This is a genomic window from Paenibacillus graminis (assembly GCF_000758705.1).
GTDB classification, from domain to species: Bacteria; Bacillota; Bacilli; order Paenibacillales; family Paenibacillaceae; genus Paenibacillus_AQ; species Paenibacillus_AQ graminis.
Genome location: NZ_CP009287.1, coordinates 3,310,200 through 3,326,698, shown reverse-complemented (window position 1 = coordinate 3,326,698; position 16,499 = coordinate 3,310,200). Strand labels below are relative to the sequence as shown.

Sequence of the window (16,499 nt, the reverse complement as noted above, 5' to 3'; positions counted from 1 at the left end):
CTTTTCTATGAAATAAAGACGGTAATCCAATACACTCTATCAAATTTGCATATACTATCTTATCCAAAAGAGAAGGAGGTGCCATTATGGCTATCTATACAATCGGTGCAGTTTCCAATCTCGACCCGACACTCGCATTGATCTCTACGTTTGTCCAGCTGCGTATTACAAACACGACTGCAGCAAGATTGGAACCCATCGTAGTCAATGCTTACAGCATTTCTGATGCTGGTCCCGAAGGATTGGTTGAAACGCTGTATTTCACAACAACGTTTGCGATTGCAGCAGCGAGGGGTGTAGTTACTCTTGTTATTCCTACTACTGTAGCGAATTACACGATTACCGTTTCATCCCCCGCCGCAGCCGGGTTTGTAAGTGATATCTCCCTTTACGCTGCAGGCAGGGACGTTAACGGTTTTACTGTGCCTGAACAGACCTTCCCGTTTGGCGACTGGAAAGAAATCACCACCGTTTAAAAGGTCTTGCCGGGGGCTGACCCAAAGCCATAAGTTGGCTGATTGGGTCAGCCCTTGTTCTTCTTGAATAGGATTTGCGTTAGAACTTGGGGGGGACGCTTGCGAACGGAGCGAAGGACACCAGAAGAGGTTGACAGGTCGGATGAGCTCTCACTGCCGGCTGAAGGGTTGGATGAAAGCGATTACTTGAACATGAATTAGCGCCGGCTATTTCGCTCTTGCTCCTCGCTCAGGATCTCCAGCATAATTGATGTATGTGCAGACAGCCGAGTTACATCTTCAGACAGCAGCCTCACTTGCTCTTGCAGCACATGTGCTTCATCTGTACCCTCCAGGTAACGGGTGACAAAATGGAGGAAAACATCAACTTTCCTAAGCAGCATCAGTACCGGGACCGCTTTGATTTCGGCTTCGGAGAGCCGGACCCTGCGGCTGAAGCCCCGGCAGAAATCCCGGACCGCTTTCTTTGCTTCCGCCTGGCCCAGCAGACCGGACAGAATAACCGCAGGCTCCATGGCCCGCACATCGCGGGTGCAGAATTCAAAATCAAGCAGCGCAGCTACTTGCCGGTGATCACTTGTCTCCAGCAGTAAATTTGATGCGTTCAAATCTCCGTGTACCAGCTGATGCGGAAGCTCCTGGAGTCCGGCCAGAGAATCAGCGATATCTTCATAAGCCCTGCAGAGCAGCCCCAATTCCTGAGCAAGTTCTGTAAAAGGTAACGGCGGGTTCAGACAAAGGTCCCGGATTACTTCTCCGGTGCACAGCGGATATGCTTGGCGCAGCTCATAATAAGGCCGGTACACCGGAACAAGTCCGGGATTTATGTCTGCCAGCACAACGGACAAGGTCCCGGCGGCTTCTCCGAAGGATTCGAAATAGCCAGTTTCCTCCTCAACAGGCGAATCTCCTTCTATATACTTGAACAAGCAGGCGAATTTGCCGCCGGCTTCCTTGAGCTCGATCAAAGTTTCTCCAGTATGGGTACCGATAGGAACTGGAATTTTAAACGGTAAGGGCAAGCTTCCCAGCTTTTGCAGCACAGCATGCTCGAATTCGATTTTGTTTCTATCCCTATGCGTATCATAGATACGCAGCACAGCGTGGTGAGTACTATTTTCCACAAAATAAGTTGTATTATTCCAGCCGCCCCTCCGCTTCCTCAGCGTTCCATTCCACTCCGGCCAAACCTGGCTTACAATAGTATCCGTAGGCTTATGCCCCTCTCTTATTTGTTTTTGTAACGAATCTCCCGCAATCGGGTCTTATATATGTAAGGTGGTGAACATGTGGCCGATGTAGAACAAATCTACAAGCAATATTTTCAGGATGTATACTTATTTGCGTTGTCTTTGAGCAGAGATCAACAGATTGCCGAGGAGATTACGCAAGAAACGTTTGTAAAAGCATTGAAAAATATTGACCAGTTCAAAGGCAATTGTAAAATCAGTGTCTGGCTGTGTCAAATCGCAAAAAACACCTACTTCAAGTACATGGACCAACAAAAACGCTTTGATCTGGGCAGCCCGCAGGAAAAAATCCGGGGAAACAGCCTCTCGATGGAACAAAAGCTGATTGACAAAACAGAAGCCCTGCGGGTCCATAAGCTGCTGCACGGTCTGAAAGAGCCTTATAAGGAAGTTTTTACGTTGAGGGTATTCGGAGAGCTGTCCTTTGACCATATCAGTGAGGTCTTTGGCAGAACGGAAAGCTGGGCCAGAGTTACATTTCACCGCGCAAGAAACATCATACAAGACCTATTAATGGAGGAAAACCAATGAACAAACTGTCCTGCGAAATCGTCAGGGATTTGCTGCCGCTATACTACGATGAAGTGTGCAGTGCAGATACCAGAAAATCCATCGAGGCCCATTTAGCGGCCTGCGAGCATTGTACTGCCGCCCTGCACAAGCTGCAGCAGAGCAGCAGCCTGCCTTTTGAGATCATCGAGAAGAACAAGCAGGATAGCACCGCGCTGGCAAGCTTCAAAGGTTATTGGCACCGTTCCAGAGCTGCCGCATTTGCCAAAGGCCTGCTCCTTGCCACAACCCTATGCGGCGTTATCGTTCTAGGGTATGTCGGCTTATTCCGCTGGAATATTACAGAAGTCCCCTCCAGTGTTATTGAAATCACCAATGTAAGCCGGCTCAAGGACGGGAAGATCGCTTATCATGTCAAGCTGACCGATGGATACCGGGTGAATCGGATCCGTGGCAAATCGGAAGGTGACGGCAACTTCTACATCACTCCGATGCGGCCTGTCTTTAAGACCAAAACAGATGTAGAGCTGGGACTTGGCAATGGTTACGAATGGATCGACCTCGATCAATTAAATGCCAACCATACTGACCCTTCCACTCAGATTAAAGCCATCTATTACGGGCCCAAGGATGACAACCCCATTCTGATCTGGAAGCAAGGAATGCAGCTTCCGCCTGCTGCCGATGCCGTTGAAGCCCAGTTTATGGACCGGGATTAGAAGATTTGGAGCTTTTCTTGAGGGTCCTCCGATTTTTCCGCTATAATAAACTTCATATTGATATAAGCAAAGGAAGGGATACGTATGGACGCTACCGTAACCAGACGCTGGCTGCTGGCAAGGCTCTATGAGCCGGAGCAGACGATTGTGGATTGCCGGTTTACACTGGGTAAACCTGAGGCTGGCAGAGAGAGCTATGAACAGGAGCATATCCCTGGTGCCGTTTATCTTGATCTGGAGCATGATTTGTCAAGCCCGGTGGGAGAACACGGCGGACGTCACCCGCTGCCTGAACCCCAAGTGCTTGCTGCCCGCCTGGCGAAGCTTGGAATCGGGAATCATTCCCGTATTGTCGCTTATGATGACGAGAGCGGAATGAATGCCGCCCGGCTCTGGTGGCTGCTGCGCTACCTGGGGCATGAGCAGGTATTCATTCTGGAAGGCGGCTTCAGCGCCTGGAAAGCTGAGAAATTCCCGGTTACGGATCATCAGCCGGTACGGGTGCCGAGCACTTTTGAGCCAAAGGTACAGCCGCAGATGCTGGCAGATGTCGATCAGGTTCGTCAGGTGTCGGAGCAAACGGTGAATGGCGGGACTCACGCCGGAACTCACGTTTCCGTTTCAGATGCCGCCTCTGCTCTTCCCATCCTGATTGATTCCCGTGCCAATGACCGCTATCACGGCAAGAATGAGACCTTGGATAAGAAAGCCGGACATATTCCCGGCGCACTTAACTACTTCTGGAAAGACACGCAGAACGCCGACGGCAGCTTCAAGAGCGCCGAGCAGCTTGCCGAGCACTTCGCAGAACTGGACAAGGATGCCGGGATTATCGTCTACTGCGGTTCCGGGGTAACCGCCTGCCCGAATGTGCTGGCGCTGGAGAAGGCCGGGTTCAAGAATGTACGGCTGTATGCGGGGAGCTGGAGCGACTGGATTAGTTATGAGGAGAATCCGGTGGCGACTGGGGAATAGTAACATGAAGATCCCGCGTCCGACGCGGGATCTTTGTGCTGGAGTTATGGCAATGCATGGTTCGTACTCGTACAGAGTGCCAAGAGGTATCTCTAGTCAAGTGAATTGGAATGGAAAGTAGTGTACAGCATGAATCTCTCATCGGTAAACAGCAGGTATTCTGCTCAGAGAATCGTTGGCTTCAACCGGGAAAAGGATACCTTCTCCCAGTGGACCGCGGCCTCAGATGCAAGTATTTGCGTGTTGCTGCATATCAGAAGGTGGTGGCGATGAATGATCAGTAAGGATGGCATACCGCCTGCGGGAACATTCGGACAGATTGACCAAATGTGGTTCAGGCTTCGAAGCATCACACAGAACAACAATCCCAAGGGAGAGTGGTCACTTCGGCTGCAATTTCTTGAATCGCATTTGCTCCTGATTCCAATATTTGGCCGGGGTTGGATAACGGTAGATGGAAAATATGCTGAACTCAGAGCGGGATTTGTTTTTGTTTGCCTGCCGGGGCAGTTGATCGAAGCCCGTCTAGAGGGTTCAGGAGACCAGAGGTTATACATTCTTCGGTTTGATGTATTTGGTCGGCGTGATCTGTCTGAAGATCAGGAACTGACAAGCTCACCGGAGCTTCATATCCCCTTCCCCATGCAAGGAGAAGCAGCGATTGCATCAACTATTACTTACAGCAAACACTGTGAGGCCATCTCCGCTTTCATGAGAGACATAAACCCCTTGCAGCGGCTGCATGCCCAGAGCGGATTCTATGAGCTGCTGTATAGTCTGCTGAGCGATGTCGGCCAGTTGCAGCTGAGCGATACAGACGCTGTGATGGAGCGGGTCAAGACATATATAGAGCAACACTACCGCGAAGAGCTCTCCATCCGTGTGCTGGCAGGCGAGGCAGGTACCAGCGAAAGGCATTTCATCAGACTGTTCAAGCAGAAATACGGTATCAGCGCGATTGAATACCTGACCGAATACCGGATCAGACAAGCAAGGAGCCTTATGCTGCCGCACACGAATTATGAATTAAAGGATATCGCCGCTTACGTCGGTTATAAGGACATCCCCTATTTCCGGCGCAAATTCAAGCAAATTACCGGTGTTGCTCCGGCAACATTCATGCGAAATGCCAAGCTGAAAATTGTTGCTTACCACGGCAGCCTGATTGGGGCACTGCTTACTCTGAATATTATTCCCTGCGCAGCTCCGGCTGACCATCCTTGGACTGAATATTACCGCCGTAAATATGAGCCTGGTGCGGTGCTTCCTCTTGCCCAGGATGACGACACCAGAATACAGCAGCTCGCCCTCCTCCATCCTGATATTATTCTGGGGCTGGAGCAATCGCTAAGTCCGGACATACAACAGCAGCTTCAAGAGCTTGCACCCACTTATCTCGTGTCCTGGCTCCGGATGGATTGGCGGACGCAATTAAGATTCATCGGAAAATGCCTCAACAAGACAAAGGAAACGGCAGCATGGTTAGACAAATATGAGCGCAAAGCAGAGGCTGTCCGTGCGGACTTAGATCATGAACTCGCCAAGGACAAGCTTCTTATTGCCCGAATATCCGGTCAAAAGATTACCGTGTTGTCTAATCGAAGCTTAGGTGAAGTGCTCTACGATGATCTGCATCTGCTCCCGGCGTCCGTTGTTAACCGCAAGCTTAGCCATCAGACATTGACGCTGGAAGAGCTGGGGTCTGCGGATGCGGACAGGCTTCTGTTGATTGTGGATGAGGATGTCCACTCGCAGGCCGTTTGGTCTGAGCTCCGGGACAAGGAGTCGTGGAAGCATCCTGACCCCGCCGGATATTCGCGTATTGAACATCTCCCTCCCTTCCCATGGACAGAGTATACATCGTTCACTCAGGAGCTGATTCTCGACTTGGCGTTGTCTCTTTGGCGTAATCGAACATAAAATATTGGCGAGATTGTCAATAGTCGGATCTGAAAGATTGTTTTATACTCCTAACAGTGATATTGATTCTCACTCGCAAGTGAGATTTAAGGTATCGAAAATCAGGAGGTTACATAATAAATGATACAGATAAGAACAGGAATGGCGTTCTGTATGGCTATTGTGCTGGTATTGGTAATGGCAGCTTGCTCAAATAACAGTGGACAGGCCAAGATTGCCGCCACAGCTGAAGCGGACATTCGTGTAGTAAAAAGTGAAAAAGGCGAGATTAAGATCCCTGCCAATCCAACCAAAGTCATCGGACTCTCCGTAGTCTATCCGGAGTTTCTGCAAGCATTGGGCGTTACACCTATAGCAGTACAGAACTATCATACGGATCTACCAACCTATCTGCGAGAACCGCTCAAGGATACTCTTAAAATGGGCATTGCAGAAACCCCGAATTTTGAAATGATATTGGCCTCTGAGCCAGATCTTATCCTTGCTCCCGTCTGGTGGTCTGACAAGGACTATGATCAGTTATCCGGGATCGCACCGACGGTTCTGCTGCCACAACGCGATGACTGGCGTGATGAACTGAAGGATATAGGCGAGGTCCTGGGCAAAAAAGACATTGCAGAGAAGGTCATTCAAGATCTGGAAGCCCAGGAAGTTGAAGCCAAGCAGAAGCTTGATGATCTGGTTGGCAACGAGACCGTGTTATATATGATGGTTATGCCTAACAGCCTCATCCTATACGGGGATCAGATCGATCGCGGAAAGTTTATTCATACCACGCTTGGGCTGGAGATGATTCCGAACTTCCCCAAAGATCCGTCATTAACCATATCACTTGAAAAATTGCCCGAGTATAATCCCGACCACCTCATTATTCAGCTGAATAATGAGGACAATGCTGAGGTTAAGCAAACCTATGAAGATATGCTGGATAGTCCTCTGTGGAAGAACATGAATGCAGTCAAGAAGAATCAGGTATATACGATGGCGGGCAAGGATTGGTTTAACGTGGGAATGTCTCCGCTGGCGAACCGCTATGCGATGGATTCGGTCCTCCAGGCCTTTGAGGGTAACTTGGAATAAAGGGGATTTAAGGATGTGCGAAACCGAAAAAATGCAATTGGGAGAACGTTTTTTCATCTATTCGGAGGCTGCAGAGAATGCAGTGGTTACTTTTTCGCTTACCGAATTAAGCCTGCCTGCAAATGCTGAGCATTTGCTCAAAACTTATGCTTCCATGCTCGGAACAGATGACAAGCGTTTAGCAGCCGCCATCTTTTGCAGCTGGTACGCCGGAATTTGCGGGGCAAAATATGCACTGCTCACGGCTGCACACCCGATGGCTCATGCCTTGTGCCTGAGCAACATGTCTGTACATCTCATCCGCACTGAGGGGTTCCCCGTATTCTCTTTCCATGTCCATGAAAATCGGGACGGCCTCTGCCACAAACATGATCCCGGGAATGTATTATTAGATGAGCTTGGTTTGTTCTATAAAAACGATGTTAGACCGATTATTCTTGCTCTTGCCAAAGCCGCACAGACCAAAGCAGTGATGCTATGGAAGCAGATTTATAATCAGCTATATACCTATATGGAAGAGGAAGCCCGGAACGCAGCAGGTGACAGCACCCGCAACCTTATCATCGAGCAATTCAAAGCTATGACCTGGGAACTCGAACCGGAGGTATTCGGACTTCCCGCTAATCCGTTCCGCAACATGCCCAAATTCAGAACGGACCGCAACCCTCCACACAACACTATATCTATTAAGGCGACCTGCTGTCTGGCCTATCAGCTCAGAGCGGATCATGGATACTGCAGTAGCTGTCCTATACTGCCGGCGGAGTAAACGGAGAACAACGAATTCATAAGGGTGCTGGATTAGTTATGAGGAGAATCCGGTGGCGGCGGGGGAAGAGTAAAATCTTCCCCCGCCGCCACTCCACTAACCTTTCCCCTGTGACTTCTATTCCACGCTGAATACGTTTCATTAAATTTAATACTGCTGTCCTTCATCGTAGGATACGAACAGCATTCTACGCTGTATATCCATAAGCTTGCGAATTACCCAATTTGCGATCAAGGCAACTACAAATCCTGCTACGACATAAGAAATATATTGCTGAGATAATGTCCAGTCGATTTGGAACAAGGCAAACACACTATTCTCCAGAATATTCAAATCCATAGTTTGCAGAAAAATCTGATGGAGCACAGGCAGTGTAATCAGACCAAGTGCAGCCGCTACCACAGTTATCGTAATTGAAAAGAAAACAATGCTGGATACGAACCGGGCTATTATCAGCATAATGTTACGTGCAAACTTCCCGGCATGAAAGCCTAACTTCATTCGTTGCAGGAAGCCCGCTCCCTCCACCTGCATATTCGATTGGTGTTCTTCACTTGGTCCAGGAATATCCAGCAACGATCTTACCAGCTCTTGCTCAAATTTTACGATGTAATCGATTCCCTTAGCTACTGCAAAAAATAAGGGGATTCCGATGAAAACAGGTGTTAACCCAATGGACAACGCCAGCCCTGTCACCATAAATACGAAATACACAATCGTTAGCGGCAAAGATATTATAAAATACATAATGCTCCGGAATACCTTGGGATTTGTTCCACCTCTGCGAGGTTTAGATGGTGATTGTGCTGGAATCTGCAGAGATTCCTGCGCTCCAACCGGCATAGTATACACTTTATTGTTCATATTGTCCTTCCTCTCACGTTTTTCACTTAATCATCATTATACGTGGTAAAGAGAAGGTTCAAAACAGTCTTCCGACTGGAACCATACCAGACCAAAGGCTAGGAATAGACTGACGGATAATACACCTCTAATATACTGTACAGTTCAATGCAGATGCTTCACGTTGTAAACCTTCAATACAGAGATTCAGATATTTGTTCCAAAAAAAAGCCACCCTAAGGTGGCCTATAAGCGAACTTTTGCGGGACTAATCAATCCAATGACTCTTGTAAATTCCTATGTTTTATTTAAAAAGTCACACTATCCTATTTTACTGCTAACGATCTTTTTTTATATCATACAACTGGGTCAGCCCTTGATATGTAACTTCAACACGCAAGTCTTCCTGTTTCAAAAAGGTCACTTTCCCTGAGGGCTCCACCTGTCCAGCCTCGGTATTCAGCACCTTGTATGAGGCTTCGGAGGAGACAGAATAATCCATTCCATTGTCCATGGTTGCTACCGGATTGAGGCGGAGATAAGATTCTCCCATCCCTGAAATTGACAAATAGTCGCTTACTTCCAGCTTAACCGCTTGACCGGGTGCTTTCCCGGCGAACATGATCAGTGGATTATGTACTCGTCTGGACCAGGAAATCTCATTATGCTCACCAATAGGATCCATCTGAAAAAATAAATCCTGCCCATATTTAAATCCCTTCGACAAAAGTAAATCTACCAGTGGATCGATTACCATTTTTTCCTTAGCTCCCATGTCCAGCCAAATCTTCACATCCGGCTTTCCGGTTTCTTGCGCCCAATCTTCATAAGCTTGTCCGTTAGCTACCCATGTGGAGGCGGACAGCGCACCGATCACAGAGAAAGTCTCGGGATGGTGATAGCCCATCCAGAACGCCTGCACTCCGCCAAATGACGATCCCATGATCATCCGGTGGTCCCTGTCTGGAATCGTTCTGTATGTTGAATCCGCAAAGGGAATGACGGTTTCAATAAAATACCGGGTAAATTTCTCCGCCCCGGTCCCATCCGTAGGAATAGAATCATTAGGGAAAGGGACATACTCTTTCCCACGGTCTGAGTCTTCGCCTGCATCGACTGCAATTACAATGACCTTCTCCAGCTTGCCGTCTTTAACAAGCTGGTCAACCTTCTTGTCAACCAGCCACTCTTTATTAAAAGAACTGGTGCCGGTATTAAACACACTCCGCCCGTCGTTCATATACACTACAGGATAACGGTCTTGGCCGGTTTCATAACCAGGCGGCAGGTAAACAAAGATTCTCCGTTCCCCGAGCTTCTCTATGCTCACTGTACCTTTGGTTTCATCAGGAGCAGCACTTCCCTCCAGGGTTGGCGAAGGCTGAACAGCGGTTGGCTCCTGTTCTTTCATACAACCTGTGAGCGCTATCATTAATAATGCTATAAGTCCCCAGCAACTGCACTTGTAAATCCAATTCTTGATCATCTAATCGCCTCCTCTAAATAGTTTAAACGCTTTCATCAATAACAGAGCCTTCAAATTCACTGTATCCGCGCCTTGTCCCTTATTCAAGAGGTTTTGCATACCTCCCGCAACACTTCCGCATCGATGAAACTGATATTCCTTCGCCCTGATTGTTCGATCTCCCCTCTCCTGGAATACTGCCAGTTTCCTGCTGATGGTTTCAGGCGTTGTGTCCATAGCTTCTCTTCCTCTTCATCCTGGATGACTTCTCGCAAAACAATTTCATATCTCTTATTTTAGCGCAAACGATTGCATTTGCCTATTGTATATCTAATTGCAGCAATGTGACGGTCTTTAAAGAACAGGTATGCCTGACATTGTTTACATTTCGTGTAATGTCTATATACTTATAATTTAAGACAGTGACTTATTACATTCCGGAGATTAGCTCCGGCGAAGGAGGATCATTTTGAACACAATAATTAAAGTAGGCATTTCAGGGTATGGCAATTTGGGCAAAGGAGTACACCAGGCGATTGCACAAAATCCGGACATGGAACTTGTCGCGATATTCACGCGCAGAGACCCGCAGCAGCTGGAAACTCCCCCTGGCGTTCACTTTGAGCATATTTCTGCGGCAGATCAATACATAGGCCGTATTGACGTAATGATCCTGTGTGGCGGTTCAGCAACCGACCTGCCGGAACAGACTCCGCAGCTGGCAGCAATGTTCAATACGGTGGACAGCTTCGATACGCATGCCAAAATTCCGGAATTTTTCCAATCGGTTCATCAGGCGGCTCTTGCCGGAGGACGCTTAAGTGTGATCTCAACAGGCTGGGACCCAGGCCTGTTCTCCATGAACCGGCTGCTGATGGAAGCTGTGCTGCCCGAAGGACAGGAATATACTTTTTGGGGGCCCGGTGTCAGCCAAGGCCACTCCGATGCGATCCGCCGCGTGCCGGGTGTTCAGGCGGGCGTTCAATACACCGTGCCGGTACAAGCAGTAATTGACGGCATCCGGGCCGGAGAGACTCCGAAGCTGGAAACCCGCGAGAAACACCGCAGAGAATGTTTTGTAGTAGCGCAGGAAAACGCCGACCGGGAACAAATCCGGGAAACTATTGTGAACATGCCGAATTACTTTGCCGACTATGATACGACGGTAACCTTCATCACCCAAGAACAGCTTAACGCTGAGCATTCCGGTATGCCGCATGGCGGGTTTGTGATCCGCAGCGGCGTATCCGGCAATGGAAGCAAACAAATCGCTGAATTCGGTCTGAAGCTGGAGAGCAATCCTGAGTTTACGGCCAGCGTTCTGGTTGCCTACGCTAGAGCGGCATTCCGTTTAAGCCAGGAAGGTCAGCGGGGAGCTAAGACAGTATTTGATATTCCGCTCGGGCATTTATCGCCCAAATCGGCGGAAGAGCTTCGCCGCGAGCTGCTGTAAGCTTTTGGTAGAAGCAGGTACCGCCAGCTTTTAATAGTCATATGAACAACAATTGACCCGCAGGAGAGCCACTTCGATTGAATAGAAGTGATACTCCTGCGGGTCATAATTTTGTTAATGGCTATGTACCCGTCAAGGATTAGACGATTCCCTGAGCCAGCATGGCATCGGCGACCCGCAGGAATCCGGCAATATTCGCACCCGCGAGGAGGTTGCCGGGAACCTCATATTCTTCTGCGGCCGCTACTGCACTGCGGTATATATTTTTCATGATGTGCCGGAGCTTCTCGTCAACCTCTTCAAACGTCCAGGCAATTCGCATGCTGTTTTGGCTCATCTCCAGCGCGGAAACAGCCACTCCTCCGGCGTTAGCAGCCTTAGCGGGCGCAAACAACACAGCGTTGTCAAGGAACAGCTGGATGGCTTGGAGTGTAGACGGCATGTTAGCTCCTTCACCGATTGCCTTGACTCCATTATTTATCAGTTTCCGGGCAGCGTCTTCGTCCAGCTCGTTCTGAGTTGCGCACGGAAGTGCGATATCGCAGGGGAGGTTCCAGATACCGGCGCAGCCTTCAAAATATTCCGCATGAGGGTGTATTTTGACGTATTCGCTGATTCGGAGCTGCTGGGTTTCCTTCAGTCTTTTTACCGTTTCCAGATTAATGCCCAGCGGGTCATGAATATATCCGCCCGAATCGCTGCAGGCCACAACGACCGCTCCCATTTGCTGTGCTTTCTCGATGGCATATATGGACACGTTGCCTGAACCGGATACAACAACCCGGCTGTCCCGGAATTCAAGACCTTTCGCCGCCAGCATCTCTTGAACGAAGTAGACGCAGCCGTAGCCCGTAGCCTCTTTCCGTGCCAAACTTCCGCCGTACTGGAGACCTTTTCCGGTAAGCACACCCGATTCATGCCCTCCACGGATACGTTTGTATTGTCCAAACATGTATCCGATCTCGCGTGCACCGACACCGATATCGCCAGCAGGAATATCTGTATCCGGGCCGATATGCCGGTAAAGCTCTGTCATGAAGCTTTGGGTAAAGTGCATAATTTCCTGATCCGATTTACCTTTGGGATCGAAATCCGAGCCGCCTTTGCCGCCGCCGATGGACAAGCCGGTGAGTGCATTTTTGAAGATCTGCTCAAAACCCAGAAATTTAATAATACCGGAATATACCGAAGGATGGAAACGGATGCCGCCTTTGTAGGGACCAATGGCGCTGTTGAACTGAATGCGAAACCCCCGGTTGACCTGTATGCTGCCGGAATCATCCACCCATGGCACGCGAAAGGTTACGCTGCGTTCCGGCTCGACCAGACGTTCAAGAATACCATGCTCCCTATAACGGGAATGCCTGGCCAATACGGGAACGAGTGTATCCAGGATTTCTTTGACAGCTTGATGGAATTCCCGTTCATGAGGATCACGGGTGATCACCTGATCATAAATCCCTTGTACATATTCAGCTGCCGATGCCGATGATTCTGTAATAGCAATTGACACTTCTTAACACTTCCTTTAACTAAGTTTTGATATGCTAATCATATTATTCACAAATATTCAGAAAAATTTAATAAGAATTTTAAAGAAAATATTATAGAACCTTACATGATTTTGCCAATCAATTATTTTTTAACGGGCAATTAAATAATTCTATAAAACTCACACCCGATGTAAAGAAAGAGTCTGGAGTCTCATGAGGAAGACTCTAACTTGCGCTGCTGCCCAAGGTGATGATTAAATGTAAAAAGGCCCGCGTCTCAACGCAGGCTTTCTTGTTGTGCAGTATAAAAAACGGGCGGAAACGGGTTTATTCCGCCCAGGAACGGAACAAAAGCGGAATGCCGTTTCGCCTGTGTAAATCTACCGTTTAACCGCCAGGCAATAATTCACATTATCGAATGCCGTGATTGGGTGGGCAGGTTGGCTATCATTGTAGGCTTGAAACAGCTGGCCGGTAATTTCCGCTGGTGTCAAATGCTGATAGATCAACAAGTTGACGTCTTCCAGCATGTGTTCCAGCTCCTCATAGGAATAGCTGGCCTGCATCGGCTCACCTGCCCGTGCGGCCATCATCACCTGCTTCTGCGTGCGTTCCCCTGCATGCGCAGTGAATGTATGCTCATCGGGATAATCAAAGACAATACTGCTGCCGCTTGGGAGCAGCTTCGTTACGGCTGACAAGAATTCCTTAAACACATCCTTGGGCAAATAGTAGGTGATGCCCAGCAAGCTGCTGAAGCTGATTACACTTGGGTCAAAGGCATGGCAGTCCAGCATCCGGCTCGTCCAGTCCGGTTCACTGAAGTCTACTGAAACATAGTGCAGATTGGACGGCTTATTGCAGTTCAGAGCCGATACGCGTCTGCGTTTGTCCTCAGCTGTGGCAGGATGATCCAGCTCAAAAATTTGCAGCTTCGAAGCCCACTCCGGCTGCCGGTAAGCGAAGGTATCATACCCTGCGGCAAATATCAGATACTGGCTTGCACCGTGCAAAGCGGCCACCTCAAGGGCCTGTTCGGCAAATGCAGCCCTGCCAAGTGGTGACGGAGACAGCTGGTGGTCAACGACTCTGCGCAGCGCCTGCTCCTGTGTGCCCTCAAATCCCGGCTGGAAGAACGCAATCCCCTGTGACATGTTGCTGGCAATACTCTCGTATTCCTCATCGGTTAACAGTTGTCTGGCAAGTGAATCATCAAAAACTTTGATCAGATTATGCTCCGCGTGATACGCTCTGGAGAATGCGCTGACGAGTGCAGTTAAACTTTCTTTTTTCACTATTCTTCACCTCCTTTCTGTTGTACCATCCAGCCTGCCCGGGAAACAATACTTGATTTTTTTGTTATTTTATGGTATAATAATAGCTATAAAATTATAAGTTTCACACTTTCGCCACAATGTAGGCGTTTTTTTATGTCTTCATTATGTCAATATCAAAAAAGCCCCCAGCACCACTTTTACAGTAGTTTTGGAGGCCGGATATCTATAGAAAACTCTCTATTATGAACTTGAGCTGGGCCTCCAATGAAATCGGATCATTATAATAGGAACCCTTCTCATCAATGAAGTAGACCTGATTATTTTTTACCGCCGGGAGCGATTTCCATATGCTGCTTCCATAGACGACATTTGCATCCCCGTCATCCCATCCCCAGTTGCTTGTGAAGATGTAATCTCCTGCATACTCAGGCAGCAATTCAAGCGATAAATTCCCGCCGAATCCCTCGCCGTCAATCAGTGTCTTCTGGATAATATCTGGGGCCTTAAGCCCAAGATCCCCATAGAGAATCTCTCCGCCTCTTCCGCCCTTGTCTCCCCAGGCATAGATGCCTTTTGCATAAGGCTGCAGAATCGATACGGTTTTATCGCCGACCACCTTGGTGATTTGGGGCTTAACCTCGGCAATTTGGGCATTCCACTCTTCAATCCACCGCTGTGCTGCCTCTTCCTTGCCAGTGATTTTTCCAAATTCCAATAATAAATCCTGCGGATTGCCCGCCCCATACTTAAGTCTGACCACTGGAGCGATTTGCGCCAGCTGCTCATATTGAGACTCTTCGATATAGTCAAAAGCAATGATCAGATCCGGGTCCAGCTCCAGAATGGCTTCAGCATTCGGCTCTGTGCCAATATTGATGATATTATCCAGGCGTCCTTCATGGAACGGATTTTTTAATGAATCATCGGCTGCAGCAATCGGTTTGACATCCAGCACAAGCAAATTACCAATCGCACTTCCTGTCAGATCAATAATCCGCTTTGGATTCATCGGAATCGTTACCTCTCCCTTACTGTCCACATAGGCTTTGGTGGCTGCATGCGCATTCCCTGTGTTGGAGCTTTCTTTAGCTGCGCCTGCTTCCGGATTGATTGTACTCACTGCTTGTGTGTTATTGCCATCTGCAACACGGTTTGCCGGATTCGGCGTATTGGAGCAAGCACTGATCAACAATGTAAAACATAACATTAACACCGCAGTGGCAATCGACGCCGGCTTCGTTCCACTTCTCACTGGTAATCCCCCTCTTTTGCGTAAATGATAATAATTCTCATTACTTTTGATACTATAGCACTGGGAATTATCCGCGGCAAGGGCAGATTTCGGATGAAAAACAGGCAATTTTGGTACAGGCCCTTCTCCCCTAAACTGCAACTTAAATTGTGCCGGAGGCAGACCGTAATGCTTTTTAAAATTCCGGCTGAAGGTATGTGCATCAGTATACCCTACCCGCTCAGCCAGCTCCTGCAGGGAAAAATTACTGTGCCGTAAATAATTCGCGGCAGCCTCCATACGAATTTGCGTTAATACCTTAATCGGACTTTCATTTATCCGGCTCTTGAACAGCTTGCTTAAATAACTGATACTGCAGTCAAACAGCTCAGCCAAAGATTCCAGCGCAACCGGTTCCATATAGTGCTCCTGCATGTAACGAAGCACCTGGGCCAGCAAATCAGGCTGGACCGGTGCAATTCCTTGACGCTGCATCTGCCATAACAGCTCATGAATGAATTGAAGAAACAGCGTCCTTGCATGCAAAGAATGCAGCGGATCAAATGTCATCCAGTCCTCATACATTTGCTCCAGCCTGCTCAGCAGCGGCAAAGGATAGAGCGGATCGAAGCTATATTGGCACTTAAACGGATCATCCTGTTCAAGCTGCAGCAGCAGCTTGCTGGACGGGGGCAGCAGCAGAACCGCCTTGTACAAAACAAGAAAATATTCAAATGATTCCTCTGCCTTAATATGAAGAACGGCACCACGGCCTCCATGCATAATCCGGTTCCTTCTCAACGTGAGCCGATTATCATCCATCTGCACACAGGCATGTCCCTGATATGCATATACAAAAGCGCTGGCCGGCAGCGGGTAGCGCCGAAATTCTGTTCCCGGCTCCAGTCTATTGCTGCGGATATCCAGCACTTTAATCGATGCATGATTCCATAGCTTTATATGATCGTTCAAATTCATCTCAGCACTCCGTTTATCAGTTATTACTCAAAGTATAATTGATAATTGTTCTCATTTACA

14 protein-coding genes are annotated in these 16,499 nt (G+C 48.5%); 8 read left to right on the top strand and 6 right to left on the bottom strand.

Annotation, left to right across the window (positions count from 1 at the left end; genetic code table 11):
* Nucleotides 1-86 precede the first annotated feature (86 nt).
* Complete coding sequence (locus tag PGRAT_RS13765) at nucleotides 87-476, top strand: hypothetical protein (RefSeq protein WP_025706857.1); 390 nt, start codon at nucleotides 87-89, stop codon at nucleotides 474-476.
* Between the two features lie 197 nt (nucleotides 477-673).
* Here the strand turns inward: PGRAT_RS13765 and PGRAT_RS13760 are convergent, their stop codons facing one another.
* A complete protein-coding gene (locus PGRAT_RS13760) occupies nucleotides 674-1,642 on the bottom strand; it encodes a phosphotransferase (protein WP_337588168.1) in 969 nt (322 codons plus the stop codon).
* 123 nt (nucleotides 1,643-1,765) lie between these two features.
* Between PGRAT_RS13760 and PGRAT_RS13755 the strand changes: the two genes are divergently transcribed.
* The 6 genes from PGRAT_RS13755 to PGRAT_RS13730 all read left to right on the top strand — a co-directional run bounded on the left by PGRAT_RS13755 (nucleotide 1,766) and on the right by PGRAT_RS13730 (nucleotide 7,699).
* Nucleotides 1,766-2,257, top strand: a complete 492-nt coding sequence (locus tag PGRAT_RS13755; RefSeq protein ID WP_025706855.1) for an RNA polymerase sigma factor — start codon at nucleotides 1,766-1,768, stop codon at nucleotides 2,255-2,257.
* Nucleotides 2,254-2,955, top strand: coding sequence for a zf-HC2 domain-containing protein (locus PGRAT_RS13750; protein WP_025706854.1), 702 nt, complete (start codon nucleotides 2,254-2,256; stop codon nucleotides 2,953-2,955). Before PGRAT_RS13755 ends, PGRAT_RS13750 begins: the two co-directional genes overlap by 4 nt.
* 84 nt (nucleotides 2,956-3,039) lie before the next feature.
* Nucleotides 3,040-3,930, top strand: a complete 891-nt coding sequence (locus tag PGRAT_RS13745; RefSeq protein WP_025706853.1) for a sulfurtransferase — start codon at nucleotides 3,040-3,042, stop codon at nucleotides 3,928-3,930.
* A 273-nt stretch (nucleotides 3,931-4,203) separates the two neighbouring features.
* Nucleotides 4,204-5,850, top strand: coding sequence for an AraC family transcriptional regulator (locus PGRAT_RS13740; protein WP_025706852.1), 1,647 nt, complete (start codon nucleotides 4,204-4,206; stop codon nucleotides 5,848-5,850).
* Between the two features lie 120 nt (nucleotides 5,851-5,970).
* Nucleotides 5,971-6,930 (top strand): ABC transporter substrate-binding protein, encoded by a 960-nt coding sequence (locus PGRAT_RS13735; protein WP_025706851.1) that lies wholly within the window; start codon nucleotides 5,971-5,973, stop codon nucleotides 6,928-6,930.
* A 13-nt stretch (nucleotides 6,931-6,943) separates the two neighbouring features.
* Complete coding sequence (locus tag PGRAT_RS13730) at nucleotides 6,944-7,699, top strand: (2Fe-2S)-binding protein (protein ID WP_025706850.1); 756 nt, start codon at nucleotides 6,944-6,946, stop codon at nucleotides 7,697-7,699.
* A 147-nt stretch (nucleotides 7,700-7,846) separates the two neighbouring features.
* Here the strand turns inward: PGRAT_RS13730 and PGRAT_RS13725 are convergent, their stop codons facing one another.
* Together PGRAT_RS13725 and PGRAT_RS13720 are read right to left on the bottom strand one after the other, a co-directional pair.
* Nucleotides 7,847-8,563 (bottom strand): sensor domain-containing protein, encoded by a 717-nt coding sequence (locus tag PGRAT_RS13725; protein ID WP_025704146.1) that lies wholly within the window; start codon nucleotides 8,561-8,563, stop codon nucleotides 7,847-7,849.
* 316 nt (nucleotides 8,564-8,879) lie between these two features.
* Nucleotides 8,880-10,028 (bottom strand): alpha/beta hydrolase, encoded by a 1,149-nt coding sequence (locus PGRAT_RS13720; protein WP_025704147.1) that lies wholly within the window; start codon nucleotides 10,026-10,028, stop codon nucleotides 8,880-8,882.
* 448 nt (nucleotides 10,029-10,476) lie between these two features.
* On the opposite strand from PGRAT_RS13720, the gene PGRAT_RS13710 reads away from it, so the two are divergent.
* Nucleotides 10,477-11,460 (top strand): diaminopimelate dehydrogenase, encoded by a 984-nt coding sequence (locus PGRAT_RS13710; protein ID WP_025704149.1) that lies wholly within the window; start codon nucleotides 10,477-10,479, stop codon nucleotides 11,458-11,460.
* Nucleotides 11,461-11,599: 139 nt separating this feature from the next.
* Here the strand turns inward: PGRAT_RS13710 and gdhA are convergent, their stop codons facing one another.
* From gdhA to PGRAT_RS13695, 3 genes are all read right to left on the bottom strand, one after another.
* Nucleotides 11,600-12,973: an NADP-specific glutamate dehydrogenase gene (gene gdhA / locus PGRAT_RS13705; protein WP_025704150.1), complete on the bottom strand. Its 1,374-nt coding sequence runs from the start codon at nucleotides 12,971-12,973 to the stop codon at nucleotides 11,600-11,602.
* A 360-nt stretch (nucleotides 12,974-13,333) separates the two neighbouring features.
* The gene (locus PGRAT_RS13700; protein ID WP_025704151.1) at nucleotides 13,334-14,248 is read right to left on the bottom strand and encodes a class I SAM-dependent methyltransferase; all 915 of its coding nucleotides are present in this window, start codon (nucleotides 14,246-14,248) and stop codon (nucleotides 13,334-13,336) included.
* Nucleotides 14,249-14,453: 205 nt separating this feature from the next.
* On the bottom strand, nucleotides 14,454-16,439 hold the full coding sequence (locus PGRAT_RS13695) for an AraC family transcriptional regulator (protein WP_025704152.1): 1,986 nt from the start codon (nucleotides 16,437-16,439) through the stop codon (nucleotides 14,454-14,456).
* Nucleotides 16,440-16,499 lie beyond the last annotated feature (60 nt).